Annotated in this window: 30 protein-coding genes, 2 tRNA genes and 1 pseudogene; 17 read left to right on the top strand and 16 right to left on the bottom strand. The window is 34.1% G+C overall.

What is annotated here, in order from left to right; genetic code table 11:
• Positions 1-2 precede the first annotated feature (2 nt).
• The 5 genes from pheS to thrS form a co-directional block, all read right to left on the bottom strand.
• Positions 3-986, bottom strand: a complete 984-nt coding sequence (gene pheS / locus A9G12_RS02500) for a phenylalanine--tRNA ligase subunit alpha (RefSeq protein ID WP_065564299.1) — start codon at positions 984-986, stop codon at positions 3-5.
• A 215-nt stretch (positions 987-1,201) separates the two neighbouring features.
• A complete protein-coding gene (gene rplT / locus A9G12_RS02495) occupies positions 1,202-1,555 on the bottom strand; it encodes a 50S ribosomal protein L20 (RefSeq protein ID WP_024496189.1) in 354 nt (117 codons plus the stop codon).
• A gap of 31 nt (positions 1,556-1,586) precedes the next feature.
• Positions 1,587-1,784 carry a 50S ribosomal protein L35 gene (gene rpmI, locus A9G12_RS02490; RefSeq protein ID WP_065555852.1) on the bottom strand — a complete coding sequence of 66 codons (198 nt, stop codon included), beginning with the start codon at positions 1,782-1,784 and terminating at the stop codon, positions 1,587-1,589.
• An 84-nt stretch (positions 1,785-1,868) separates the two neighbouring features.
• Positions 1,869-2,408, bottom strand: a complete 540-nt coding sequence (infC, locus tag A9G12_RS02485) for a translation initiation factor IF-3 (RefSeq protein ID WP_065564716.1) — start codon at positions 2,406-2,408, stop codon at positions 1,869-1,871.
• Between the two features lie 27 nt (positions 2,409-2,435).
• Complete coding sequence (gene thrS, locus A9G12_RS02480) at positions 2,436-4,361, bottom strand: threonine--tRNA ligase (protein WP_065564298.1); 1,926 nt, start codon at positions 4,359-4,361, stop codon at positions 2,436-2,438.
• A 266-nt stretch (positions 4,362-4,627) separates the two neighbouring features.
• Between thrS and A9G12_RS02475 the strand changes: the two genes are divergently transcribed.
• Complete coding sequence (locus A9G12_RS02475; RefSeq protein ID WP_065564297.1) at positions 4,628-5,359, top strand: hypothetical protein; 732 nt, start codon at positions 4,628-4,630, stop codon at positions 5,357-5,359.
• Between the two features lie 98 nt (positions 5,360-5,457).
• Here the strand turns inward: A9G12_RS02475 and recO are convergent, their stop codons facing one another.
• Positions 5,458-6,150: a DNA repair protein RecO gene (gene recO / locus A9G12_RS02470; RefSeq protein ID WP_065564296.1), complete on the bottom strand. Its 693-nt coding sequence runs from the start codon at positions 6,148-6,150 to the stop codon at positions 5,458-5,460.
• A gap of 165 nt (positions 6,151-6,315) precedes the next feature.
• Between recO and A9G12_RS02465 the strand changes: the two genes are divergently transcribed.
• The 15 genes from A9G12_RS02465 (at position 6,316) to A9G12_RS02395 (ending at position 19,484) form a co-directional block, all read left to right on the top strand.
• On the top strand, positions 6,316-7,947 hold the full coding sequence (locus tag A9G12_RS02465; RefSeq protein ID WP_065564295.1) for a Na+/H+ antiporter: 1,632 nt from the start codon (positions 6,316-6,318) through the stop codon (positions 7,945-7,947).
• Positions 7,948-7,969: 22 nt separating this feature from the next.
• The gene (ubiT, locus tag A9G12_RS02460) at positions 7,970-8,455 is read left to right on the top strand and encodes a ubiquinone anaerobic biosynthesis accessory factor UbiT (RefSeq protein WP_065564715.1); all 486 of its coding nucleotides are present in this window, start codon (positions 7,970-7,972) and stop codon (positions 8,453-8,455) included.
• A gap of 311 nt (positions 8,456-8,766) precedes the next feature.
• The gene (locus A9G12_RS02455) at positions 8,767-9,828 is read left to right on the top strand and encodes an alpha/beta fold hydrolase (RefSeq protein WP_065564294.1); all 1,062 of its coding nucleotides are present in this window, start codon (positions 8,767-8,769) and stop codon (positions 9,826-9,828) included.
• Between the two features lie 264 nt (positions 9,829-10,092).
• Positions 10,093-11,526, top strand: coding sequence for an exodeoxyribonuclease I (gene sbcB / locus A9G12_RS02450; protein ID WP_065564293.1), 1,434 nt, complete (start codon positions 10,093-10,095; stop codon positions 11,524-11,526).
• A 101-nt stretch (positions 11,527-11,627) separates the two neighbouring features.
• On the top strand, positions 11,628-12,080 hold the full coding sequence (locus A9G12_RS02445) for a CidA/LrgA family protein (RefSeq protein WP_081299626.1): 453 nt from the start codon (positions 11,628-11,630) through the stop codon (positions 12,078-12,080).
• Positions 12,077-12,766: a CidB/LrgB family autolysis modulator gene (locus A9G12_RS02440; RefSeq protein ID WP_065564292.1), complete on the top strand. Its 690-nt coding sequence runs from the start codon at positions 12,077-12,079 to the stop codon at positions 12,764-12,766. The genes A9G12_RS02445 and A9G12_RS02440 overlap by 4 nt, the downstream gene beginning before the upstream one ends.
• Position 12,767: 1 nt before the next feature.
• Positions 12,768-13,415 carry an ElyC/SanA/YdcF family protein gene (locus tag A9G12_RS02435; protein WP_065564291.1) on the top strand — a complete coding sequence of 216 codons (648 nt, stop codon included), beginning with the start codon at positions 12,768-12,770 and terminating at the stop codon, positions 13,413-13,415.
• 157 nt (positions 13,416-13,572) lie between these two features.
• Positions 13,573-14,301: an arginine ABC transporter ATP-binding protein ArtP gene (artP, locus tag A9G12_RS02430; RefSeq protein ID WP_065564290.1), complete on the top strand. Its 729-nt coding sequence runs from the start codon at positions 13,573-13,575 to the stop codon at positions 14,299-14,301.
• Between the two features lie 23 nt (positions 14,302-14,324).
• Positions 14,325-15,059: a transporter substrate-binding domain-containing protein gene (locus A9G12_RS02425; protein ID WP_065564289.1), complete on the top strand. Its 735-nt coding sequence runs from the start codon at positions 14,325-14,327 to the stop codon at positions 15,057-15,059.
• An 88-nt stretch (positions 15,060-15,147) separates the two neighbouring features.
• Positions 15,148-15,921 (top strand): arginine ABC transporter permease ArtQ, encoded by a 774-nt coding sequence (artQ, locus tag A9G12_RS02420; protein ID WP_218056558.1) that lies wholly within the window; start codon positions 15,148-15,150, stop codon positions 15,919-15,921.
• 12 nt (positions 15,922-15,933) lie between these two features.
• Positions 15,934-16,611, top strand: a complete 678-nt coding sequence (gene artM, locus A9G12_RS02415; RefSeq protein WP_065564288.1) for an arginine ABC transporter permease ArtM — start codon at positions 15,934-15,936, stop codon at positions 16,609-16,611.
• A gap of 1 nt (position 16,612) precedes the next feature.
• The gene (gene uvrC / locus A9G12_RS02410) at positions 16,613-18,448 is read left to right on the top strand and encodes an excinuclease ABC subunit UvrC (protein ID WP_065564287.1); all 1,836 of its coding nucleotides are present in this window, start codon (positions 16,613-16,615) and stop codon (positions 18,446-18,448) included.
• 106 nt (positions 18,449-18,554) lie between these two features.
• Positions 18,555-19,109 carry a CDP-diacylglycerol--glycerol-3-phosphate 3-phosphatidyltransferase gene (pgsA, locus tag A9G12_RS02405; RefSeq protein WP_065564286.1) on the top strand — a complete coding sequence of 185 codons (555 nt, stop codon included), beginning with the start codon at positions 18,555-18,557 and terminating at the stop codon, positions 19,107-19,109.
• A gap of 192 nt (positions 19,110-19,301) precedes the next feature.
• Positions 19,302-19,389 (top strand) — tRNA-Leu (locus A9G12_RS02400).
• Between the two features lie 19 nt (positions 19,390-19,408).
• Positions 19,409-19,484: transfer RNA gene (locus tag A9G12_RS02395), tRNA-Gly, on the top strand.
• Between the two features lie 61 nt (positions 19,485-19,545).
• On the opposite strand, the gene A9G12_RS02390 is transcribed toward A9G12_RS02395, so the two are convergent.
• The gene (locus A9G12_RS02390; protein WP_065564285.1) at positions 19,546-20,016 is read right to left on the bottom strand and encodes a GNAT family N-acetyltransferase; all 471 of its coding nucleotides are present in this window, start codon (positions 20,014-20,016) and stop codon (positions 19,546-19,548) included.
• A 128-nt stretch (positions 20,017-20,144) separates the two neighbouring features.
• A complete protein-coding gene (locus tag A9G12_RS12320) occupies positions 20,145-20,360 on the bottom strand; it encodes a hypothetical protein (RefSeq protein ID WP_065564284.1) in 216 nt (71 codons plus the stop codon).
• 107 nt (positions 20,361-20,467) lie between these two features.
• On the opposite strand from A9G12_RS12320, the gene A9G12_RS12315 reads away from it, so the two are divergent.
• Complete coding sequence (locus tag A9G12_RS12315) at positions 20,468-20,776, top strand: hypothetical protein (RefSeq protein WP_176701738.1); 309 nt, start codon at positions 20,468-20,470, stop codon at positions 20,774-20,776.
• A gap of 122 nt (positions 20,777-20,898) precedes the next feature.
• Here the strand turns inward: A9G12_RS12315 and A9G12_RS02375 are convergent, their stop codons facing one another.
• The 8 genes and pseudogenes from A9G12_RS02375 to A9G12_RS02340 all read right to left on the bottom strand — a co-directional run bounded on the left by A9G12_RS02375 (position 20,899) and on the right by A9G12_RS02340 (position 25,705).
• Positions 20,899-21,540, bottom strand: coding sequence for a tetratricopeptide repeat protein (locus tag A9G12_RS02375; RefSeq protein ID WP_065564282.1), 642 nt, complete (start codon positions 21,538-21,540; stop codon positions 20,899-20,901).
• 34 nt (positions 21,541-21,574) lie between these two features.
• On the bottom strand, positions 21,575-21,883 hold the full coding sequence (locus A9G12_RS02370) for a hypothetical protein (RefSeq protein WP_065564281.1): 309 nt from the start codon (positions 21,881-21,883) through the stop codon (positions 21,575-21,577).
• Positions 21,884-21,923: 40 nt separating this feature from the next.
• A pseudogene (locus A9G12_RS02365) lies at positions 21,924-22,097 on the bottom strand (RHS repeat-associated core domain-containing protein); the annotation flags it as partial.
• Between the two features lie 156 nt (positions 22,098-22,253).
• Positions 22,254-23,081, bottom strand: coding sequence for a hypothetical protein (locus tag A9G12_RS02360; RefSeq protein ID WP_141674099.1), 828 nt, complete (start codon positions 23,079-23,081; stop codon positions 22,254-22,256).
• A gap of 118 nt (positions 23,082-23,199) precedes the next feature.
• Complete coding sequence (locus A9G12_RS02355) at positions 23,200-23,739, bottom strand: hypothetical protein (RefSeq protein ID WP_065564278.1); 540 nt, start codon at positions 23,737-23,739, stop codon at positions 23,200-23,202.
• A gap of 71 nt (positions 23,740-23,810) precedes the next feature.
• On the bottom strand, positions 23,811-24,425 hold the full coding sequence (locus tag A9G12_RS02350) for a hypothetical protein (protein WP_141674098.1): 615 nt from the start codon (positions 24,423-24,425) through the stop codon (positions 23,811-23,813).
• A 92-nt stretch (positions 24,426-24,517) separates the two neighbouring features.
• Positions 24,518-25,147, bottom strand: coding sequence for a hypothetical protein (locus A9G12_RS02345; protein ID WP_141674097.1), 630 nt, complete (start codon positions 25,145-25,147; stop codon positions 24,518-24,520).
• A 39-nt stretch (positions 25,148-25,186) separates the two neighbouring features.
• Positions 25,187-25,705 (bottom strand): hypothetical protein, encoded by a 519-nt coding sequence (locus A9G12_RS02340; protein WP_141674096.1) that lies wholly within the window; start codon positions 25,703-25,705, stop codon positions 25,187-25,189.
• Positions 25,706-25,895: the final 190 nt, after the last annotated feature.

Raw genomic sequence — 25,895 nt, 5'->3', positions numbered from 1 at the left:
AATTAATTAAATTGTTTCAAAAAACGTAAATCATTTTCAAAGAAAGAACGCAAATCAGTGACGCCGTAACGTAACATAGTTAACCTTTCAATACCCATACCAAAGGCAAAACCACTATAAACTTCAGGATCAATGCCTACATTACGTAACACATTAGGATGAACCATTCCACATCCTAAAACTTCTAACCATTTACCATTTTTAGCTTTGATATCTACTTCTGCGGAAGGCTCAGTAAATGGAAAATACCCTGGCCTAAATCGAATTTCCATATCGTCTTCAAAAAAACAGTGAAGGAAATCATGCAGTAACCCTTTTAAATGACTAAAGCTAATGTCTTTATCCACCAATAAACCTTCCATTTGGTGGAACATTGGTGTGTGTGTTTGGTCGTAGTCGTTACGATAAGTACGGCCCGGAGCAATAATACGGATTGGCGGTTTTTGATTTTCCATGGTGCGGATTTGTACCGTAGAAGTTTGCGTACGTAATAAACGTTTGGCATCAAACCAAAATGTATCATGATCTGCCCTAGCAGGATGATGAGCCGGAATATTTAATGCATCAAAATTATGATAATCGTCTTCAATTTCTGGACCAGTTTCAACCACAAAACCAAGTTCACCAAAAAATTCAACAAGGCGATTTATAGTTTTGGTTACCGGATGTAATCCACCTAATTCAAGTGTTTTACCTGGCAAAGTAATATCTATAGTTTCATTGGCTAATTTAGCATTAAGTGCCTGGCGTTCTAAATAATTGCGTTTTTGATTCAAAATTTCAACAATTTCTTGTTTAGCATCATTAATTTTTTGACCTACAACCGGGCGTTCACTAGCTGGGACATCACGTAAAGAAGCCATTTGCATTGTAAAATGGCCTTTTTTACCAAAATATTCCACTCGAATCTGTTCGATCAGATTAATATCATTAGCACTTTCAATAGCGGATTTGGCATTATTTACCAGTTCGACTAATTGAGACATACAGTTCTCCTGCTTATGGTTCAATATATAAAAAAAGCCTCTGGGCGAGGCTTTTATAATTATTTTTCGTTTTTCATTTGCCTCAAAAATGAATATTATAAATGAAGCTAAAAAAGAAACGAAAAATAACTAAGTTCATGGTCAATTGCTCTTTTTATTAATATTAACTATCCAAAAATAATAAAAGCCGAGGTAACTCGGCTCTTATAAAGACATTATAGTGCCGCTTTTGCTTTTTCAACTAATGCAGCAAATGCATTTTTATCGAATACAGCAATATCAGCAAGGATCTTACGATCGATCTCAATAGATGCCTTCTTCAAACCATTAATAAAACGGCTATAAGAAAGACCACATTGACGAGCTGCTGCGTTGATACGCACAATCCATAACTGACGGAATTGACGCTTACGTTGACGACGGTCACGATAAGCATATTGTCCTGCTTTAATTACTGCTTGGAAAGCAACACGATATACACGTGAACGTGCACCATAATAACCTTTTGCTTGTTTTAAAATTTTCTTGTGACGTGCACGAGCAATAACACCACGTTTAACACGAGCCATAAAATATATCCTCTAATAATAAACCAATAATTTAAACGTATGGAACACACGCTGTTACTAAACCTAAATCACCTTTTGACACGGTTGTCAAACCACGCAAATGACGTTTACGTTTAGTTGATTTTTTAGTTAGGATATGACTCTTGTTAGCTTGTTTATGCTTAAAGCCACCAGATGCTGTTTTTTTAAAGCGCTTTGCTGCGCCTCTTACAGTTTTAATTTTAGGCATTTTAATAATTTCCACTTCGCATTGTTAATAATAATAAAATAATGGTGTAATTTTCAATAAATTAAAAATTAACTTGCAGAACCATTATTTCTTCTTCGGCGCTAGCACCATGATCATTTGACGACCTTCGATCTTAGTTGGATAAGATTCAATGATTGCCAAATCAGCTAAGTCATCTTTGATGCGATCAAGCATTTCAGTACCTAACTGTTGGTGAGCCATTTCACGTCCACGAAAACGCAACGTAACTTTGGCTTTATCGCCATCTTCAAGAAAGCGAGTCAGGCTGCGGAGTTTTACCTGATAATCACCTTCGTCTGTACCAGGTCGGAATTTAATTTCCTTAACCTGAACAACTTTTTGCTTTTTCTTCTGTTCTTTTGTTGCTTTACTCTTTTCATAGAGGAACTTGCCATAATCCATAATACGACAAACTGGTGGTTCTGCATTAGGGCTTATTTCAACTAAATCTAAAGTCGCTTCTTCAGCTTGTTTTATTGCTTCATCTAAGCTAACAATACCAAGTTGTTCACCATCGACACCGGTTAATCTCACTTCACGAGCAGTAATTTCATCATTAATCTTATGTGCCCGCGTTGACTGAATACGTTTACTGACTTTAATATCTAATTCCTCCAAATTAATTTACTTTTAATCCATTTGTTCTAATGAACGCTTATGAATTTCATTAAGCAACAATTCTATAACATGTTTCACTTCAAAGCTACCAAGATCTTTACCTTGACGAGTTCGAACTGAAATTGTACCAGATTCCATTTCTTTGTCACCACAGACAAACATATAAGGAACCCGTTTTAAAGTATGTTCGCGGATTTTAAACCCTATTTTCTCATTTCTCAAGTCTGCTTTAGCTCTAATGCCAACTTTTTGTAATTGTTCGGTCAATTGTTTCGCATATTGAGCTTGGTTATCAGTAATATTCATCACTACGACTTGTAATGGAGCCAACCATGTTGGGAAGAATCCCGCACAGTTTTCTGTTAAAATCCCAATAAAACGTTCCATAGAACCTAAAATTGCTCTATGAATCATTACCGGAACATGACGTTCATTATTCTCACCTACATAAGTTGCGTCCAAGCGGCCTGGCAACATAAAGTCAAGTTGCACTGTACCACATTGCCATGCTCGACCTAAACAATCATATAATGTGAATTCTATTTTTGGGCCGTAAAATGCCCCTTCTCCAGGTAAATATTCAAATTTAATGCCATTTTCAGTCAAGCAATCAGCTAAATCTTTTTCAGCTAAATCCCATGTTTCATCGTTACCAATGCGTTTTTCCGGGCGAGTTGATAATTTAACAGTAATATCGGTAAAGCCAAAAGTACTATAAATGTCATACACCATTTTTATACAACCATTGACTTCACTTCGTATTTGATCTTCGGTACAAAATATATGTGCGTCATCTTGGGTAAAACCTCGAACACGCATTAATCCATGTAAAGAACCTGAAGGTTCATTTCGGTGACAACTACCAAATTCAGCCATACGTAAAGGTAAATCACGATAAGATTTCAAACCTTGATTAAAAATCTGAACATGCCCCGGACAATTCATTGGTTTGATACAATATTCACGATTTTCAGATGAAGTTACAAACATTAAGTCTTTATAATTGCCCCAATGACCAGTTTTTTCCCATAGGACTCTATCCATCATAAATGGACCTTTAACTTCTTGATAATCGTATTCTTTCAATTTAGTACGAACGAAGACTTCAAGTTCACGGAAAATAGTCCAACCATCATTATGCCAAAACACCATCCCGGGTGCTTCTTCTTGCATATGGTACAAATCTAGTTGTTTGCCTATTTTACGATGGTCACGTTTAGCTGCTTCTTCTAGAAGTTGCAAATAGCTATCGAGTTGCTTTTTATCAGCCCAAGCTGTGCCATAAATACGTTGTAACATCTTATTATCACTGTTACCTCGCCAGTATGCACCAGCAACTTTTTGTAATTTGAAATGATGACAAAAACGCATATTAGGTACATGCGGCCCACGACACATATCTATATATTCTTCATGATGATAAAGTGCTGGTTTAGATTCTTTAGGAATATTTTCATCTAAAATAGCAATTTTATATGGTTCACGGCGATCCCAAAAAACTTCCCTCGCACGTTCCCAACTAACCACTTCTTTTTTTACATCATAATCTTTTTTAGCCAATTCATGCATACGTTTATCTAATGCATCAAGGTCTTCCTGCGTTAACGCGTGATCTAAATCAACATCATAATAAAAACCATTGTCAATAGTAGGTCCTATAGCCATTTGCGTATCCGGCCATAATTGTTTAATTGCATGACCTAATAAATGGGCGCAAGAGTGACGAATAATTTCCAGACCATCAGCATCTTTAGCCGTGATTATAGCTACCGATGCATCTTTATCGATCACATCACATGCATCTTTACGTTCACCATTAACGCGACCAGCAATGCAAGCTTTGGCTAAGCCTGCTCCAATACTTTGAGCGACTTCTAATACAGTAACTGGTTTATCAAATTGACGTTGAGATCCGTCAGGAAGAGTAATAATCGGCATAATAAATCCTTATAACAGTGGTGCGCCCTACGAAAGCGCACATGCGTACAAAATAAATAGATCGCGTATATTACCACCTATCATAAGGATTTAAAATAGAATATCTTAATATTTATGGCAGATTTTATCATGATAATTCAATATAACTTATTTAATAATAATGAATTATAAAAAAATGTAATAAAAGCATAGTTAACAAAAAAAATATTATATATAATTTCAGATTCTCTTGTTATTACATAATATTTAAAGGATGAAAACTCAATATGAAAAGGTTATATACAAAATATTTTATTACTATTTTATCTTTACTGGCATTGGTTATAACAGGTTGTCAATCTGGTCGTCATAGTGACACTGTAACAAGAGACAGTAGTGGATCCTTAGGTACTCAATGGGGCGACGGCATTGAATCACATGTTCAGCAAGTAAGCATGAAACGCACAAGTTTCAACCCTATTGATGTTATTACTATAAATTATTCTGGACATCAGTATAAAGGTAAAACAATTTTAGAAGTTATGTTAAACAATGGTCGCATTGGTATGGCTTTCCTAGATGATCGCGACAATAAATGGCCATTAACTAAGCAAAATAACAAAGTTAAACTTCAAGGTCTGGTAGGACAAAGTTATCAATTATTCTATCGTAATTACTCTGCTAATACTTATGAAATCATAGCAACTGTAGATGGATTAGATGTTATTAATGGTAAAGCTGGTTCACTCTCAAATGATGGTTACATTTTAAGACCATATGATATTCTTGTGATTAAAGGATTCCGTAAAAGTAATAATGAAGTAGCTGCTTTTACTTTCTCTGACAGTTCTAATGCTTACGCTAATCATACTGATGAAGGTTCAGTAGGGAATGTTGGTGTCATTGGCACAGCAGTATTTCAATTAGTAGATAATAATAAAAACTATCAAAAAGTAAGCCCTAATGCCTTCCCTGCCGATAAAGCTGATGATACTTATGCTAAACCACCCGTGTATTGATTTCTAAGCCACTATCTTTCTTTCCGTCAACTTTGTTGGCGGAATTGCTCTAACTATCTTCAACCTAAGATACAGGGTTAATTAACCAATAATACCCATTATATTTTTAAAAATAACTCTCTACTTTTAAATGGTTTTGTTCCTACATAAGGTTTTAATGCCATCCTAGTAAAGCGTTTTGCGGCTTTAAGAACATCTTGATTATCAAATTGACGATACCCTAGCGCCAAAACTTCTTCACCAGTAAAACTGGTACTATTTTGTAATAAGCTACTTATAAACCCTTTTTCTGATTGAAATTGATAGTTCATAGCGGCGACGATATCATCACCGGTGGCACGGCAATGGAAAAAATCAACGTGATAGCCTAAATTTTCTAATAAAGCTAGTTCGAAAGAACGCAACACATTTTCAGCTGGTTCCTGTTTGGCCAATTGTTGCAAACTATGTAGATAGTGTTCAAATAATATTGTTGTATCACTGTCTGCAACTAATACTCGATGTAATAATTCATTAAGATAAAAAGCACTATATAACGAGGTCGAAATAAGAGGTAAAGCTAATGACATAGCTTCCACTTGACGTAAAGTTTTTACTTCCCCATGACCAGAATATTGTATGATAAGTGGTGTAAAAGGTTGTAACACACCTTTTAAAGCAGAACGTTTACGCTTTGCACCTTTAGCTAAAACTGTAATTTTTCCAAAATTTTCAACAAAAAAATCAACAAGTAAACTACTTTCACTATAGGATCTGGTATGCAGGATAAATGCTCTCTGCCAACTCTCCATACAAAAATGCCTTTATTTAGGTTGTTATTTAGTAAATTGATTTTGGCTAAATGATGTAATATTTTGCCAAAAATATAAATAATTTTTTTTAAATTTACCACCTGAAACTTTGATAAAAATCAGGTATAATCAATAATTAATTGTCGGGTCACAAAAAGAAGAGCTATGGAACTTTTTTCAACAATATTGCTTATAGTATTAATTGTATCACTTTCAGGTGTATTTATTAAAATGCTACCTATTCAAATTCCGTTACCACTGATGCAAATATTGCTTGGCTGTATATTAGCTGCTTTTGGCGTTTATGTTAAATTTGATCCGGCATTATTTCTGGTTTTATTTATTCCTCCTTTGCTATTTGCTGATGGACGTAAAACTTCAGTTAAACACTTCGTATATAATGTTCGTGAGATTGTTGGACTTGCTTTAGTCTTGGTAGTTATTACGGTTATTGCATTAGGGTATCTCCTTTATTGGATGTTACCAGAAGAAATTAAACTGGCCCCAGCATTAGCATTAGCTGCAGTACTGTCTCCAACTGATGCGGTGGCATTAAGTGGTATTGTAGGGAAAGGTCGAATTGAAAAAGAAAAAATGGAAATTATAGAAGGTGAAGCCTTGATGAATGACGCATCAGGCTTAGTTTCATTAAATTTTGCCATTTTAATAGCTGTCGGACAATTACAATTTGATTTATTTCAAATTAGTATTAGTTTCTTTATTGTTGCTATTGGTGGCTTAGCTATTGGTGTTTTATTTACCTGGCTATATGCTCGTATTCTACGCAAAATTAATAAATTAACGCATAATGATGCCGCCATTCAAATTGTATTACTATTCTTACTACCATTTGCAGCTTATATTATTGCTGAAGAATGCCATTGTTCTGGTATCTTAGCTGCAGTGAGTGCAGGTATGACGGTAAATCAATCTGGTATGATGAGAAATGCACCATTAACAACTCGTTTACAATCTGATAGTGCTTGGTCAATGTTAACCTTTGTATTTAACGGTTTTGTTTTTATTTTATTAGGGATTCAATTACCAAGTATTTTAACTAGTACTTTTACTGAGAATCAAACAGACTCATCAATAGAAGTATGGCAACTGTGTTGCATCGTAGTATTTGTATTTATAGTTTTAATGGTGACTAGATTTGCTTGGTTATGGGCAATGAAGCACATGCCTACTTTGCCTTTTGGTAACAAGCGCCCTCTCGCATTTAAATCTTATACCACTCGGGATCTATTGATATCAACATTTGCTGGAGTACGTGGGGCGATTACCCTTGCTGGTGTATTGTCCATCCCAATGACAATTGCTGGTCGGTATCAACTAGTTTTTATTGCGACAGGTATTATCTTAATTTCATTAATTGTAGCAATAATTGTGTTACCAATTTTATTACGTGGTAGTGTTATTTTAGACAATTCAAAACAAGAAAATGAAATCTTAACTATTAAAGGTCATATGGCCGAAGAAGCCATTGTTAGTCTTGAAAAAATGCAAAATAACTTATTACAAGAAACAACTGAAGATGGCTTAGATCAAGAAATTATTCATGAAGTTGGATCTCGTGTTATTGGTTCTTTAAGGCGACGTACGGGTCTTAAAGATCTAGAACTAAAAGCGCTTGAAGCGGAAAATTTAGAAAGACGTATGCGTTTAGTCGCAATTGGTGCTGAACGTACAGCTTTATTACAAATGAAAATACGTAATGAAGTAAGTGAAGAAGTTTTTGAACATCTAAATACTGACTTAGATATTTATGAACAAATGATTTCTGAGGGTGCCTAAAATGCTTGCTAGCAAACATCAGATTTTAAGTAAACTCCATTCGCAGGTTGTTGATAAAGCTCCTCAACTATTTGGGCTAACTCTGCGTTGTGTACCATTTAATTTGAAGAAACGCGCGATTGAACAATTATTGCAATTGCAATTTAAACATTCTCTTGAAGATGGTGACCTCGATTTTTTAGAAAATCGTTGGCTTAAAATTGAAGTTACCGATCTACAATTAATCTGGTTTGTTAGCCTTATCAATAACAAACTTGTAGTCAGTCGAGAGGAAATTGCTGATGTTAGTTTTATTGGTAATGCTAACGATCTCATCATGATAGCAACCCGAAAGCAAGATCCGGATACTCTGTTCTTCCAGCGTCGTTTGATTGTGGAAGGCGATACCGAATTAGGTTTATATGTCAAAAATCTTATGGACTCAATCGAATTAGAAGCGATGCCTAAATTTTTGAGAATAACGCTTGAGAGATTGGCTAATATAATCGAAAGTTCACCAACCCACTAATATAAAATTTTAAGTGCTTTAGCCCCGTTATGCGAGGCTAGGTTTTAATGAAATCAACATCTCAACCCATCTACTAATTCTGAAAACCGGTCTGGCTATTAATCCTAAAATAAATATGTGATAACAATCACATTAACTAATATCTTATTTGTATAACTAAATTTCAAACAGTAGTATTAGTTGTAATTATCTTTTTTTGCTTCCAAAACTGAATCGATTCATTTTAAGTCATTTATTCAGTCAATATAGTTATTGGTTTCAATAGCTATATATTAAACAATCATAATCATTTAATAAAAGGAAATAACGTTATGATCCAACTAAAAAAGCTCTGCTTGCTTATTTTTTTGATAATTTTGCCATCTTTAGGTTTTTGTATTGATTATAAAAATATGCAAGAGTCCGACTACTATATAGATAACTTTAAATTTAATGACGGAAAAACCATTGATAAATTAAAGATTCATTATATAACCTTAGGTAATCCGAAAGGAAAACCTATTTTAATTTTGCATGGCACCACTGGAAATGGACACTCCATGTTAAATGAAAGTTTTGGTCAAGCGTTATTTGCTAAAAATATGCCATTAGATGCCGATAAATATTTTATTATCTTACCTGATGCGATTGGTACTGGTCTATCATCGAAGCCGTCAGATGGTCTAAAAGGCAACTTTCCTCATTATAATTATACAGACATGGTCAATGCTCAATATCATCTTTTAAAAGACGGGTTAGGAATAAATCATTTAGAACTTATCATCGGTAATTCTATGGGAGGAATGAATACTTGGAAATGGGTTACAATGTATCCTAATTATATGACTGCAGCTATTCCTATGGCCGCAACACCTGCCCCAATGTCTAGTCGTAATTGGATTATGCGAAAAATGGTAATCAATTCTATAAGAAATGATCCTGATTGGAATAATGGTTTTTATTCTAAACAACCTGAAAAATTTCAATCAGTTTATAATTACTACAATATAGCAACTAATGGTGGTGATATAGCATGGCAAAATAAAGCTTATAATACCGAAAAAACAGAAGAATTATTAGCTAAAAAATTAAGTGAACGAGTCACAATGGACACTAATGATTTTTTATATCAATGGGATTCTGCAAGAGATTTTGATCCAACTAATGATTTAACTAAAATAAAAGCTTATATTTTAGCAATTAACTCAGCCGATGATGAAAGAAATCCACCAAGTACTGGTTTAATGGAAAAAGCGCTAAAAAACATACCCAACTCTGATTACTTTTTAATTCCAGCAAGTGGTAAAACTAGCGGACATGGAACAACCATGACTGCAGATTTATGGAAAGATAAATTAGTTACTTTTTTAAATAAAATTTCTACAAGAAATTAATTTATTAATAACTTAAAAGTGGATAAAAATATCCACTTTTATAAAATCACGACTATCAAAATTCAGTGGATGATCTTATAGATTATTCATATCATACCCTTTCATTTATTCTGATATAATGCCATTAGTTATATTTAAAAAGAGTATCATGTAATATATGCAGTTAATTTTTTTAAATTCCTATATTAATCAACTAAAAATATTCGAATAAAACATAAATTTTTTTAGTTGATTGCTATTAAAATCAACTGGTAAAACCAAACAATGAAAAATAACACCGAAAAACCTACTTTTTACTTTCATGATTATGAAACTTTTGGTATTAATCCGTCTTTGGATAGACCGGCTCAATTTGCTGGTGTACGCACTGATAGTGATTTTAATATAATTGAAGAACCTTTAGTTATTTATTGTCAGCAAACTCCAGATTATTTACCAAATCCAGAAGCGGTGTTAGTTACAGGGATAACTCCTCAAGAAGCCAATCAAAAAGGAGTTTGTGAGGCAGAATTTACTAAACAAATTCATCAAGCTTTTAGTGAACCCAATACTTGCATATTAGGTTATAACAATATTCGTTTTGATGATGAGGTCACGCGCAACCTTTTATACCGTAATTTTTATGATCCTTATGCTTACAGTTGGCAAAATGGCAATTCAAGATGGGATTTGCTTGACCTGGTGCGGGCTTGTTATGCCTTACGTCCTGAAGGTATTAACTGGCCAATTAATAATGTTGGGTTGGTTAGTTTCCGGTTAGAACATCTAACTAAAGAAAATAATATTTCTCATGAACAAGCTCATGATGCCATGTCCGATGTTTATGCCACTATCGCTATAGCCAAATTAATTAAAGAGAAACAGCCTAAATTATTCAATTATTTTTTCTCATTACGTAATAAAAATAGAGTAACTGAACTTCTCGACGTTATTAATATGACGCCAATAGTACATGTATCAGGCATGTTTGGTAGTCATCGTGGCAATTTGTCATTAGTTTGCCCAATTGCGTGGCATCCAATGCAAAATAATGCGGTGGTTGTATGTGATTTGACAGGAGATATTGATTTACTCATTAACCTAACGGTCGATGAACTCAGAGAAAAACTATATACCAAAACAGAGGATCTTGAGTTAAATGAATCACGGGTGCCTTTGAAACTAGTGCACATTAATAAATGCCCTATTATTGCACCTTTAAAAACATTGTTACCCGAAAACGAAAAGCGTTTTAATATTGATATCAACCAATGTCTGGCTAAACAACAAAAATTATTACAAAATCAAAATACTTTGCAAGATAAAATGCGCGAATTATTTAATACAACTAATGAGCATTTAGTGGTTACCGATGTTGAGGCACAGATATACAGTAGTTTTCTAAATGGTCAAGATAAGTCACGTTGTGAAACAATTAGAACAACACCAGTTGATTTATTAGATTCAGTAGCACCAACATTTGATGATCCGCGCTTAGCTACCTTATTTTTTAGATACAAAGCTCGTAATTATCCGCAAATATTAAATGAACAAGAGCAAATGATCTGGCAACATTACTGCCGTGACAAACTTAATACGGCTAAAATTCAAGATTACTTATTAACATTAGAACAACTAGCAGAAATATACAATCAACAACCCGAAAAATTAACCACAATTAAACAGCTATATAATTATTGTCACTATTTAGTTGGATAATTGAATTTCAGGGGCGTATGATATGCAACGAATATCGTTATACCTTTTACTACATCAATATATAGTCTTAATTAAACCATAAAATAATTAGCATTTATATTATGAAACATTTTTTAGCCAAGCATGCCACTATAAAGCATCGACTTTACTCTTTGTACTATACATTTTTTAGTTATGGTCGAGGATTAATTGTGTTAACCCTATTTTTATGGGCAGGTAATATTATTTCTAAAATATTACCTATCATGATACCAGGTAGTATTATTGGTTTACTAATTTTGTTTTTCTCATTAGCCTTCCAACTAATACCAACATGTTGGATCAAAAACAGTTGTAATTTATTTATGCGCTATATGACGGTGCTGTTTATTCCAGCTGCGATGGGAATAATGGATAATTATTCATTATTAATAGATAACTGGGTGCCGATTATTTTTAGCTGTATAGGTGGTTCGATTATCGTATTATTTTTTACTGCCTTCTTTACTGAGTATTTGCATAAAGCTAATCGTAAAAAAACAACCGAATTAACTAATAAGGAAAATCAATCATGATTTGGATGTTACCATTAACTATTGGCATTTTCCTCGTTATCCGTAGGTTTTCATTTAAAATAAAAACGCCACTATTTAATCCGTTAGTGATCTCAGTGATTGTGTTAGTTCCAATATTATTAATCACCAACACTACCTATACTGAATATGTAAAAAATGTACAAATTATTAATGACTTACTACCCTACTCGGTGGTTGCATTAGCTTATCCGTTATATGAATTAATTCCGCAAATAAAAGCTCGTTGGAAGTCTATAATGATCATTACGTTTACTGCTTCGGTTGCTTCAATGGTAACAGGGGTAAGCATTGTTTTTTGGCTAGGAGGTTCGCATGAAATTGCAGCGTCCGTACTGCCTAAATCAGTTACTACCGCTATAGCCGTCACCATTGCCGATAGTCAAGGTGGCGTACAATCCATTGCCGCTTTATGTGTTATTCTTGTTGGTACTTTAGGTGGAATATTTGGTCATCAATTATTAAACTTTCTTCACATAAAATCAGTGCCAGCCCGAGGGTTATCCATCGGTGCGGTATCACATGCTGTTGGTACTGCGCGCTGCATTGAAGTCGATTATCATGAAGGAGCCTATAGTTCATTATCATTGGTATTGTGTGGTATAATGACATCATTGACAGCGCCGTTTTTATTTCCAATAATGGTATTCATTTTTGATTGGTTTTAGTATGAAGTTAAAAAGGCTTATAGCTTATTTGGTGAGTTTATGCTTAATTATACTGATTACAATTATCGGACTTGATTATTGGATAAGTTATAAAACTGCGCCATACATCTACCATGATGAAAACAAACTCCCTTATCGTAGCATTGGTGTAGTTTTAGGTACATCTAAATATGTTCGTGGTGGTGGCATAAATGGTTTCTATCGAAATCGAATTGATGGTGCAATTGACCTATACTGGCAAGGTAAAGTCGATTATCTATTATTAAGTGGTGATAACGCTCTTCTCAGCTACAACGAACCTATTACGATGCAAAAAGACTTAATTAAGGCTGGCATCCCACGTGAGGCAATTGTTCTTGATTATGCTGGGTTTCGCACTTTTGACTCTATAGTACGTGCAAATAAAGTTTTTGATGCCAAAAATTTCACGATTATTACTCAGGAATTTCATTGTGAACGGGCCATCTTTATAGCCCTAGCCCAAGGGATTCAAGCCCAATGTTTTGCCGTGCCAGCACCACAAAGTATGAAATTAGTTCGCATTCGCGAAATGTTTGCTCGTGTAAGTGCTTTTATTGATTTATATATTCTTAATCAAGAACCTAAATATTTAGGGCCAGTAATTCCTATCATCACTGATGAACGTTAAATTTCCCAACTAAATAATATTGTAAAGATGTTTCAGGAGAGCTATACGTTTAAGTACTATATTTAAGCTAAAAAAAATTTGTCTCATATTTTAGATTGCATTTTTATGCAGAAAAAAGTAATATTTAGTCAATTTTAAAGCTAAGCAATAATTAAGAATGAATATAGAATTAAAGCATATTAACTGCTTTTATGGTAGTCATCAGGCATTGAATGATGTCTCTCTTTGTTACCCACTAGGTGAAACCATTGTGTTATTAGGTCAAAGTGGCGCAGGGAAAAGCTCTTTATTAAAGATATTTAACTTACTGGAAATACCAACTTCAGGTGAAATGACAATTGCCAATGAACATTTTGATTTTACCGAAAAAATTGCCGAAACTAAAATCCGTCAACTACGTAAAAACGTGGGTATGGTATTTCAAAACTATAACTTATGGCCACATTTGACTGTACTGGAAAATTTAATTGAAGCACCATGCCAAGTACTTAAGTTAACTAAGAAAGAAGCTAGTGATAAAGCTATGGCAATTTTAACTCGATTACAAATCGATGACATGGCACAGCGTTTCCCTCTACATCTTTCTGGTGGTCAGCAACAGCGGGTTGCTATTGCTAGAGCGTTAATGATGGAACCACAGATTTTACTGTTTGATGAACCAACAGCTGCGCTAGATCCTGCTATTACATCGCAAATTGCCGAAATTATTAATGAACTTTCGCAAACAGGTATAACTCAGATTATTGTAACTCATGAAGTGGATTTTGCTCGCAAAGTGGCTTCTCAAGTAATCTATATGGAACATGGTAAAATAATTGAGCAAGGCCAACTAGATAGTTTTGCTCATCCAAAAACTGAGCAATTTAAAGCTTATTTATCACATTAATTAACATGAAATTGGGTGGATATATGAAAAAAACGTTATTGGCTATTTTATTTGCAAGCAGCGCATTTATGGCTCAAGCTGCTGAAACTCTAACCATTGGTACCGAAGCGACTTATGCTCCGTTTGAGTTTACTAATGATAAGAACGAAATTGTAGGGTTTGATATTGATGTAATCAACAAAATTTGCGACGAAATGAAAGCCTCATGTAAAATCGTCAATCAATCATTTGATGGTTTAATTCCTAGCTTAAAAACTCGCCGTATTGACGTTGCCATAGCGGGGATTGATATTACTCCTGAGCGCCAACAACAGGTTGACTTCACAAAAGTTTATTATGACGATAGTTCAATCCAATTTATTACCTTAAAAGATACTTTAACTAATTTGGATCAATTAAAAGGCAAACGTGTAGGCGTACAAAAAGGGACTACTTATTCAAAATATTTGAATGAAAAATTCCCCGACGTTAAGCCTGTTAGTTACGATAGCTATCAATTTGCCTTTTTAGATTTGAAAGCAAAACGTATTGATGCCATTGTTGCTAGTTCATTTGTTGCTGGTGACTGGTTAAGCAAAGACGCCGATATCGTGCCATTAAGTGAAAAAATTACTGATCATGAATTTTTTGGTGAAGGTTTAGGTATTGCTTTACGTAAAGGTAATGATCAACTACTTAATCAATTTAACCAAACCATAGATAAACTCAAAGCTAATGGAGAATTAGACGCGATCTATAAAAAATGGTTTAACAAATAATCAGTTATACCTAAATTCGTTATACTATTGTGATCTCGCCGCATTATATTGCGGCGAGTTTATTTTTTAATTTAACCATGGTTTTTTTATGTCAGACTTTTTAGCAAATGGAATGAATTGGTTCCTACCCTCTTTAGATGGGTATATCTTGCCTCTAACTCAAGCAACGTTAATTACATTATCCTTGGCTTTTGTGTCATTGATCGTTGGAATGATCTTTGCTTTTATTTTCACCATGTTAGAATCGGCGCCATTCAAACCTGTTGCCAGGTTAATGTCGTTATTTAATTTAACCATTAGGGCACTGCCTGAATTATTAATTGTGGTTGCAATTTATACCGGATTACCTCTATTATTGATGGCATTAGATGATGGCATGACTATTTCACTTGGTTTTACCTCATTTAATTTACAAATCAATATTAGCAATACTCAACCTAATCCGTTTTTATGTGGTGTATTTGCACTATCATTACTGTACGCCGTCTATGCCTCACAAACCTTGCGTGGTGCCTTAAAAGCTATTTCTAGCGGGCAAAAACAAGCAGCTCAAGTGCTTGGATTAAGTAAATCTCGTACTTTCTTTCGCATTATTATGCCGCAAATGTGGCGTCATGCATTACCGGGTTTAAGTAACCAATGGTTAATTTTGTTAAAAGATACAGCGCTAGTTTCAGCAATCGCTATTGATGATTTAATGATGCAAACAAAAACCATAATTGCCAGAACCAACCAACCTTTTCTCTGGTATTTTGTTGCCATGATTATCTATTTAATCATCTCTATTTTTAGCCAGCGCGTTATTCAAAGAATCGAAAAACGAGCCGTCTATTTTGAACAAACTAACTCAGCTAATAGTTAATAAGGTCATAATATGTCAGATACTTTTATTTACTACCTTAAAATCATTATCCAAGGTTTACCTGATACCTTAAGTTTAGGTATTTTAGGTATTCTATCGGCTGGACTATTAGCGATTATTTTTTCTTGTTTATTATCCTTGAATTCTTGTATTTCCAGTAAAATTATTCGTGCTTATATTACTATCTTTACTGGTTCACCGTTATTGGTACAACTATTTTTAATCTATTATGGTCCATCACAATTTGGGGATGTTTTAAGTAAAATACCAACATTTTATGAAGTTATTTCCTCGCCTTGGTTTTGTGCTTATTTAGCATTAACACTTAACAGTGCTGCCTATACTACGCAAATTTTTTACGGTGCATTAAAATCTGTTCCCCAAGGACAATGGCAAGCTTGTGAAGCTTTAGGAATGAATAAAATACAAACTCTAAAAGTAGTATTACCTTATGCTTTAAAGCGTGCGCTATCTACTTATTCAAATGAAGTGGTGTTTGTGGTTAAAGGTACGGCATTAGCATCAATGATTCCGGTTATGGATGTTATGGGCTATAGTAACCAATTAAATGGTGAATACTATGATTTTTCTATTTTTATAGCTGCAGGGCTAATATACCTCTTGATAAACGGTTTATTAAGCACCATTATGAGGTTAATAGAGAAAAAAGCCCTCACATTTGAAAACTAATATGAGCCAATTTGATTCATCAACCTTTTTAAAAACAGTCCCACATAAACCAGGTATTTATCAGATGTTTAATGATAAAGAGACCATTATATATGTGGGCAAAGCTAAAGATCTTAATAATCGTCTCAAAAGCTATTTTAACAGTAGCAAAAAAACCTTAAAAACAGATAGGTTAGTTAGTCATATCCATCATGTTGAATTTACGATAACAAATACCGAAACCGAAGCATTATTGCTTGAACAGACCTATATTAAAAAATATCAACCTCGCTATAATGTATTATTGAAGGATGATAAAAGTTATCCTTTTATCAAACTTAGTAAAGAACGTCATCCACAATTATCACTCTATCGTGGTGCGGTTAATCGCAAAAAAGATGAATTTTTTGGACCTTACCCTAGTGGCTATGCGGTAAAACAAATATTAGCCTTATTACAAAAAACTATTCCGATAAGGCAATGTTTAAACACGACTTACCGTAATCGAACCCGTCCATGTTTACAATACCAAATTAAACGTTGTTTAGGGCCATGTGTCCCGGGTTTAGTCAGTGATGAAGATTACCAAGAACAAGTTAATTATGTCAGACTGTTTTTATCCGGCCAGTCGGATCAGATTTTGCAAAAAATAACCGAGGATATGCACAAAGCTAGTAGCGATCTAAATTTCGAAAAAGCTGCCGTATTGCGCGATCAATTGCAAGCTATCAAACATATTAATGAAAAACAAGCCATCTACAATAATAACGATAACCTTGATGTTATTGGCTTCCATTATGAATTAGGTTTAGCTTGTATTTATGTATTATTTATTCGTAATGGTCAAACTTTCGGGCACCGTTCTTACTTTCCTAAAGTACCTTCAAACACTGAACTGGAAGAAGTAATTGAAACCTTTTTGGGGCAATTTTATCTACAAGGCAATCAGAATCGTAATATTCCTAAAAAGATTTTACTTAATTTTTCTCTCTCCGATAAACAACCGATGGAGGAGACGCTATCACTTTTAGCAGAACATCAGGTTAAATTAGTCGATGAACCCAAAGGTGATAATCTAAAATTACTTAATATTGCCACCATAAATGCGCAAACTGAAGTTAAAAATAAACTGTTAGAAAATTCAACCATAAAACAACGGTATGACGCACTCAAAGCCTTTTTAGGTATTGATAAAATCAATCGTATGGAATGTTTCGATATCAGCCATTTTATGGGTAAAAATACTATAGCTTCTTGTGTGGTTTTTGATGAAAAAGGTCCGGTAAAATCAGAGTTTCGTCGTTACAATATATCTGGTATTACTCCTGGTGATGATTATGCAGCAATGGAACAAGTCTTAACTCGTCGCTATAGTAAAAAAGATCTGCCTGACGACAAAATTCCCGATATCATCTTTATCGATGGTGGTAAAGGTCAATTGAATCAAGCATTACAGGTATTTGCGCATTTAGATGTAAATTGGGACAAATCACATCCTATTTTAGTCGGGGTAGCGAAAGGCGCCGAACGTAAAGAAGGATTAGAAACATTGTTCTTTGAAGCTCATGGAACGGGGTATTATCTTGATGATCATTCCCCTGCTCTATTACTGATTCAACAAATTCGCAATGCTTCGCATGATCATGCTATCAGTGGGCAACGTAATAAAAGTGTTAAACAGTTAACTGACAGTGCTTTAGAACATATTGAGGGTATTGGAGCCAAAAAACGACAAGCGCTTCTCAAGCATTTTGGTGGATTAAGAGAGTTAAAAAATGCCAGTATTGATGAAATTGCTCAAGTTCAAGGTATTTCAAAACCTTTAGCTGAAAAAATATATCTAAATTTACAACAATAACACATTGAAAAATTAACATTTTTCAGGCAACATAAGGATAAGAAAACACTGTTTTTTAATTATTTCTAATTATTTGATTAATAAAACAAAATAGAGTCTATGTCGCATGAAAATCAACTTTCCTACAGTATTAACATTATTTAGAGTTATTTTAATTCCTTTTTTTGTGTTGGCATTTTATCTCTTTTCACATGAATGGTCTGGTTTTTTTTCGGCTTTGCTTTTTTTGATCGCCGCAGTTACCGACGTTTTAGATGGTTACATGGCTCGCCGTTTAGATCAAACCACCCGATTTGGTGCCTTTTTAGATCCAGTTGCCGATAAAATTATGGTGACTATAGCTTTGGTTTTAATTACACAATATTACCAAGCGTGGTGGATTTCAGTTTCAGCAATTATTATTATCTCACGTGAAATTATTATTTCCGCTTTACGTGAATGGATGGCGCAGATTGGCAAACGTAATAATGTTGCTGTGTCATCAACTGGTAAAATTAAAACTATCGCGCAAATGACAGCTTTAACATGGTTATTGTGGCGCCCTTGCGATCTGGTTATTTATGCCGGGTTAATTGCACTATTTATTGCCACAGTATTAACCCTACTTTCAATGTGTCAGTATTTATGGATTGCTCACAGTGATTTATTAGATGATGAATAATTCGGGTTGCTGTTTTAATTAAAAGCAATTGCCAAAAAATCATTATTTAAACTTAAATACAGCTGTTTTATTGTAAAACCAGACAAACATTAAGCAATCATGCAATTATTTGCATTTTTTTATTGACTGAATGCGTAAGATGGGTAAAATGCACTGCATTCAAAGCGATGTTGTAAACAATATCCGTTTTGAGCCCGGGTGGTGAAATCGGTAGACACAAGGGATTTAAAATCCCTCGGCCTTTTTGGCCGTGCGAGTTCAAGTCTCGCCCCGGGCACCATTTAAGTAATACTTCTAATGCGGGAATAGCTCAGTTGGTAGAGCGCAACCTTGCCAAGGTTGAGGTCGCGAGTTCGAACCTCGTTTCCCGCTCCATTTCATTATCCATCAAAGTGTACTAACGTACACAACTCATTGAAGCACCTGTCCTATAAACTTATAAAATCTTTTCTAAGTAGATAAAATTCAGGGTTGGAGAGACAGCTTGCTCTTTGAAAATCTGGTACCCCAAGCGTTCATAGAGTTTAATATTGCGTACACTTTTTGAACTGGTAAACAATTCATATCTTTGATGAGGCCATAAGTGCGCTACTGCTATTAAGAGCCTTGTACCAATCTTTTGTCCCTGCATATCAGGTCGAACAATTAACTTTCCTATATGTAGGGTATCATCCCGAGAAAATGCCCGGACAGAACCCAAAATGCAGTCGTTTTTATCAACGGCTTTTAATATGATACCTTTTTCAAATTCTGCTTGAACCTCTTGAAGTGTTTGTGTCAGCGGTGGAATATAAGGATTATTAAGCAGTTTAGCTTCACTTTGATAAGCAAGATACTGCAAATCAAGAATTTCCTGTAGATCCGCCTCTTGTGCTTTTGTGATATCTATCGACGTTTGGTCTTCCATCACTAATAATCCTCTTGCTAACCGAAACTTTCGATCTTTGACTAAAAGTTAATTTTAATTTCTAGGGTTATAAAAAACAATAAATTTTCTAGATATATTGAGTAATGATGAAGGAACCAGCAGACAGGCTAGACATCATATTTAATATGAATATGACCATAATCAGTAATGCGATTATGTTTAGCTAAATATTTACTAGGTAATACTTGTGAGGGTAAGAAATTACCTGATGCATCAGCAATAAACTGTTCTTGTCGATTTCTGGTAGTAACAGTTTTTAGTTGACCATTTTTATCATAGTTATATTCAATTTTGCCTCTAGCTTTATCTAATAAACTAATCAACTCACCAACAGGATCGTAGTTATATTGTCTGTAAATAAGATTTTCTCTACTGGATAGTAAACGGTCGATAGGTGTTTGCTTTTTATTTAGTGTTGTTAATTCTTGTTGTGATCTATGGCATGCAAATTGCCATTGCTTACGGCCTTGGGCATCATAACCAAAGCGACTGGTTAGTTCCTCTGTCAGTGAATTCTGGTGCTGAGTCAGCGGTAGCCGGTGTGACCTTTGATGAGTTTGCTGAGCAATGGAAGGCGCTTAAGTTGTTGAAGTTGGGGACGGAGCTTAAGCAACGCCAAAGCACACGAGTGCAGATTGAGCGGTATTTGCGTAATTGTGCACTATTACCATTCCCCCCGCCAAGTTCCGCAATTAAACTCAATAAAGCATATCCCTTTACACGATCAATTGGAAATTGAAAAATATTATTTTTATTTCTTATATGGTCATTAGCAATGATACTAGCATAGGTGGAAACTATATAAATGCTTCCAGCATTAACTCCCTTCAATACCCATCCTTGAGCTACTTTAATTTTACCCTATTTGGCCAAATAATAACCATAATCATACATAGCAGGTACATAGCCTGACTTGGCTGATTCGGCTCTCCATTTTTTACTGGCTTTATCATGGGCTTGCTGGTTGACAAAACTACCTTTACCCTCACCATAACGTATCGACAGTAAATACTGATAATAGCCATTACCCGCTTCGGCTGATTTCTCTAACCAGCTAAATTGTCCAGTCAAGGTAGATAATAGCCCCATCGCCTCGGCATCCCCTTGTTGAGCGCGGGCATAGGCTTGTTCTTTGGCTTTGGCTTTGGCTAACCATTCTTTAGGAGTAAAGGTACAATTTTCAAATAGTTTACAAAAATCCGGACTACGTCCCAAACGGGTCATGGCATAGAGATCACCTTGTTTAGCCGCCTCCTCATACCAATGGTAAGCCTCCGCATTGATATAACGATTATCCATACGGATGGACTCGGCTAAATAGTATTGTACCTCACTATCTCCCACTTTGGCAGCTACTTCTAGGAATGGTTTAGCCTCATGCCCCTGCATAAATAAAGCTATACCTTGCTGTTTGGCCTGCTGCTGTTCAGGGGTTAGGGTGACGGCCCAACTGCTGATAGGCAGCAATAAAAAAAGTATAAAAGCAAATCGTGCTAGTCTCATTTAGTTAATATCCTTTCAAGGCATATTGGGTTGCTTATAGGTTAACTCTACACCAGCTTAAAATAGCTTTGTTCTCAAGAAAAAATAAAAAAGTTTGTTTGACTATATTTAACCAATTTATTGGAATTGTCGAAAACTTAACATCCCATACCCATACAACCCAATGATCTCCAAACAGCTTATAATTTTTAGCCTCTTTATGACTAGGCCATAACTCAAAAGGAAATTTATTAGAAAGAAAACTAATATCATTACTAAAAATATAAAATGATTGTCCGGCTACTTCTCCGCAAACATTATTCCAATAAACTTTTAAAATTTCCTTTGTTATTAAATTACCCATTTGTTATAGTCCCCCGATTTATAACCGGTTACGGCGTTGGTATATATGCAATAGGATTAAGTGCATAAGTATAAAAATTAAAACCACCCAATAATCCTATAGGATCTTGAGTAGTAAACCGCCCTATTTGCGGATCACAATATCTAAAAGTATCGTAATGTAATTCGGTTTCTTCATCAAAGTATTGACCTTGGTATCGTAGGTTCTGTTTCATTAATACGTAAGTTATCTACTTCTCTCTTGCTTGGTAGTTGACTTGCTATGCAATAGCACCCTCTTAGTTACTCACTTATTATTTTATAACCTTATAGAATATATGTATTGCATTCTTGAAATGTAAGCCCATAACAAGTAATACTTATAAAACTATTTACTCCTTTTCGTCTTCCGTACATTGAGGATAAATGGTACAAGTTTTACCATTCATTTTAAAGATCCTATATTTGCCTGGAGAGTTATAACAAAATCCGAAAGGATCATTTTTACCTTTACCATAGCAAGGTTTCCAATTTTTTCTTATCTGTTCCCATGCTTTTCCGTAATAAGGAACATCATCATAAGGATCATGCCTTAGATTAACGGTAATGGATTGATTAGGAAGCTCATCACGACGGAGTACATCATATACTTTAGGAGTTTTATTATTTTGAATCCATTGCCAGTGTTGATCTACATTATAACAGCCTAAAATCTTAACAAGTAAATCTCCGCCCATAATACGCAACATATTAGAGCAACGGCTATTATAAATCATCGGCTTATTAAGCGAAAAATGAGGGGCTTCATCGGCCAATTGAGCTGAGTTAACAAAACTTAAAGAAGCCGCCCACTGCTCCATTGTCGTTTCTTTTAAATCTTTGTCGTAATACTCATAAGCTACAATTTTTACTGATTGAATAGGTAGATGACAGCCTGCTGCATAATAGCTAGTCGGTACGTTAACTTCATAATGCCCTTTATCCGACATTTCAACGGTTTGTTTCATCCCTGTAAAATAGCTCATGCGTTTACCTGCTTTTGCACTATAACGTAGGCATTCATCCGCGCGATCATTTTGATAATAGCTGATAATATCTAATGAAAAATAGGTAGGGACTTCACCAGAAAGAATAAAGGTTTGTTTACTGGGTCCTTCATACAATTTACCAACTGTTCGTCCATAAATATCACCTATTACTGTATTACGCAGAAAATACATAAATCCAAATAACAACAGCACAGTAATAACGCTTATTACATTACTTCTTTTGATTATTGCCATATCTGATATAAAAATTTCCTATATTTTGTGCTTCAACTTCATGTAACCAAAATAATTAATAGAAGCTTTTATTATTTTGATTATTTTTAAATAAAGCATTTAAAGCTGTACGCGGTATATCATTAATATAAATAATATATTGCTGATCAAGCAATGGTATATATTCAGTGAGAGATTTTAGGCGGGTGTAATCCAGTTTTTCAATAGAAAGGGTTACATAGTGCAGTTCAATATATGGAAGATATATATTATCTACCTTTTTAAATTGTATTGGGGTTGCATTGGGATCTGCTTCTCCATAAATTACAGAGCTTTCAAATCTTTTAAAGATATCATTTGGTTTAATTATTTTTGACGAATTTTCAGGTGTTATCCAGTACCATTTATCTTCCTCAAGAGCACCTTTTATACTTGCGTGGCCAAATGTTTCAGGAACTTCATAAGTAGGTTTATGACTAAAATCCATATCTTTGGTTATTGAATTAAATTCATCTATATTCATTTTTTCATTGGTGTTTAATTTATTCGTTGCATTTACTGACATAGTTTCAAATATAAAAACTACAAACAGTAAAAAATATAGGTGTTTTCTCATAATAATCCCTTAAGGAGTCGGATCTATCCAAGTAGATAAAATTTTAACTCCCCAAAATATACTATATTTATCTAATGAAGGGTATGGCTGTATCCTGGTCTTTTTGAAGAACGTTCAAACTGTTTGATAATTTCTAATGTATTGGCATCTAGTAAAACGGTATATCTATCAGCCATATCATTTCTAAAATCTAAATACTGGCCTTTGTTATGAATAATGGTAATAACCTCTTTACCTTGATAATTACCCCTTGAAAGCATTGCTTGCCCTAGCGACCAAAGGTCAACATTAAATTTTTCTTTAACTACCTTGGTTAGTCTATCAACCCAATCAGGGGAAGTATATTTATACTCTTCAGTTAAACGCCCTTGTTCGTCATAATATCTTGCAGTATTTACCGCGAGACTATTAAAGCTCTCATCCTCTGACTTTAAAACACCTGTAGGCTTATAATAAACACGGCTTATCATATACACGTTTTTTATTGTGGTGATTACAGTATATTCAGTATCCTCCATATACCTAATGGTAGTGTCTTTATCTTTTTGAATAGTAAATTCATTGGTACCTCTAAAATCATTATAATGCTGCTTTTTTAGTTCATTAAATTTATTAATGTCAAAATGATTTAAATTACTCTCTAACTTAGGCTGTTCTTGGGCATAACATATAGTAGAAATGATCAATAAAACCATTGTAATTAAATGATTAAGTAGCCTACATTGTTTTACTATTAACATACTTAATATAGTACCCACTATTTGAAAAAAATTTAATATTAATTGTCCTGCTCAATAATTTTTAATGTATCAAAATCAAGTAATGCTGAATGTTTTATAGAAGAGCTATCTCTAAAGTTTAAATCAATACCATGATTATGGAGAATCGTTAGAGTGTCTTTACCTTTATTATTAACCCTTGACATCATCACTTTATTAGGAGACCAAAGATCAATATTGAGTTTTTCTTTGGCTACCTTGGTTAGTCTATCTACCCAATCAGGGGAGGTATATTTATATTCCTCTGTTAAATGTCCTTGTTCATCATAATATTTTGCGGTATTAACCGTGAGATTATTAAAACTTTCATCCTCTGATTTTAAAATACCTGTAGGTTTATAATAAACACGGTTTATCATATACACGTTTTTGATTGTGGTTATTACAGTATATTCAGTATCCTCCATATACCTAATGGTAGTGTCTTTATCTTTTTGAATAGTAAATTCATTGGTACCTCTAAAATCATTATAATGCTGCTTTTTTAGCTCATTAAATTTATTAATGTCAAAATGATTTAAATTATTTTCTAACTTAGGCTGTTCTTGGGCATAACATATAGTAGAAATGATCAATAAAACCATTATAATAAAATGATCAAGTAGCTTGCATTGTTTTACTATTAACATATTTATTATCGTACCCATCAGTTATAAGAAACTTTAATATTAATCATACTGCTTAATAATTTCTAATGTATTGGCATCTAGTAAAACGGTATATCTATCAGCCATATCATTTCTAAAATCTAAATACTGGCCTTTGTTATGAATAATGGTAATAACCTCTTTACCTTGATAATTACCCCATGAAAGCATTGCTTGCCCTAGCGACCAAAGGTCAACATTAAATTTTTCTTTAACGACCTTGGTTAGTCTATCCACCCAATCAGGAGAGGTATATTTATATTCCTCTGTTAATTGCCCTTGCTCATCATAATATTTTGCGGTATTAATCTCGATATTATTGAATCTCTCGATTTCTGACTTTAAAACACCTGTAGGCTTATAGTAAACTCGTTTAACTATATATACTTCTTTTATAGTGGTAATTAATGTATATTCTGAATCTTCCATATACCTAATGGTAGTGTCTTTATCTTTTTGAATAGTAAATTCATTGGTACCTCTAAAATCATTATAATGTTGTTTTTTTAACTCATTATATTGTGTGATATCTAATTTCATAGGTATAACTTCTGTATGATGCTTTGCAACTGTCTGCATGGTAATAAAATAACAAAACAGTCCAATTATTATTTTATAGAGTTTACTATTTCTTTTCATATCACTTAGACTCAAATATTTATTACTATTCTAGATCGATTGGCTTGCCATTAACTAAGTGGACAGCTGGTTTTATTGGCAAATAATTATC

The organism is Gilliamella sp. wkB112, from assembly GCF_001690685.1.
Classification (GTDB): Bacteria; Pseudomonadota; Gammaproteobacteria; order Enterobacterales; family Orbaceae; genus Gilliamella; species Gilliamella apicola_J.
The sequence above is the reverse complement of the archived record's forward strand: the minus strand, read 5'-3'. Positions and strand labels throughout refer to the sequence as shown.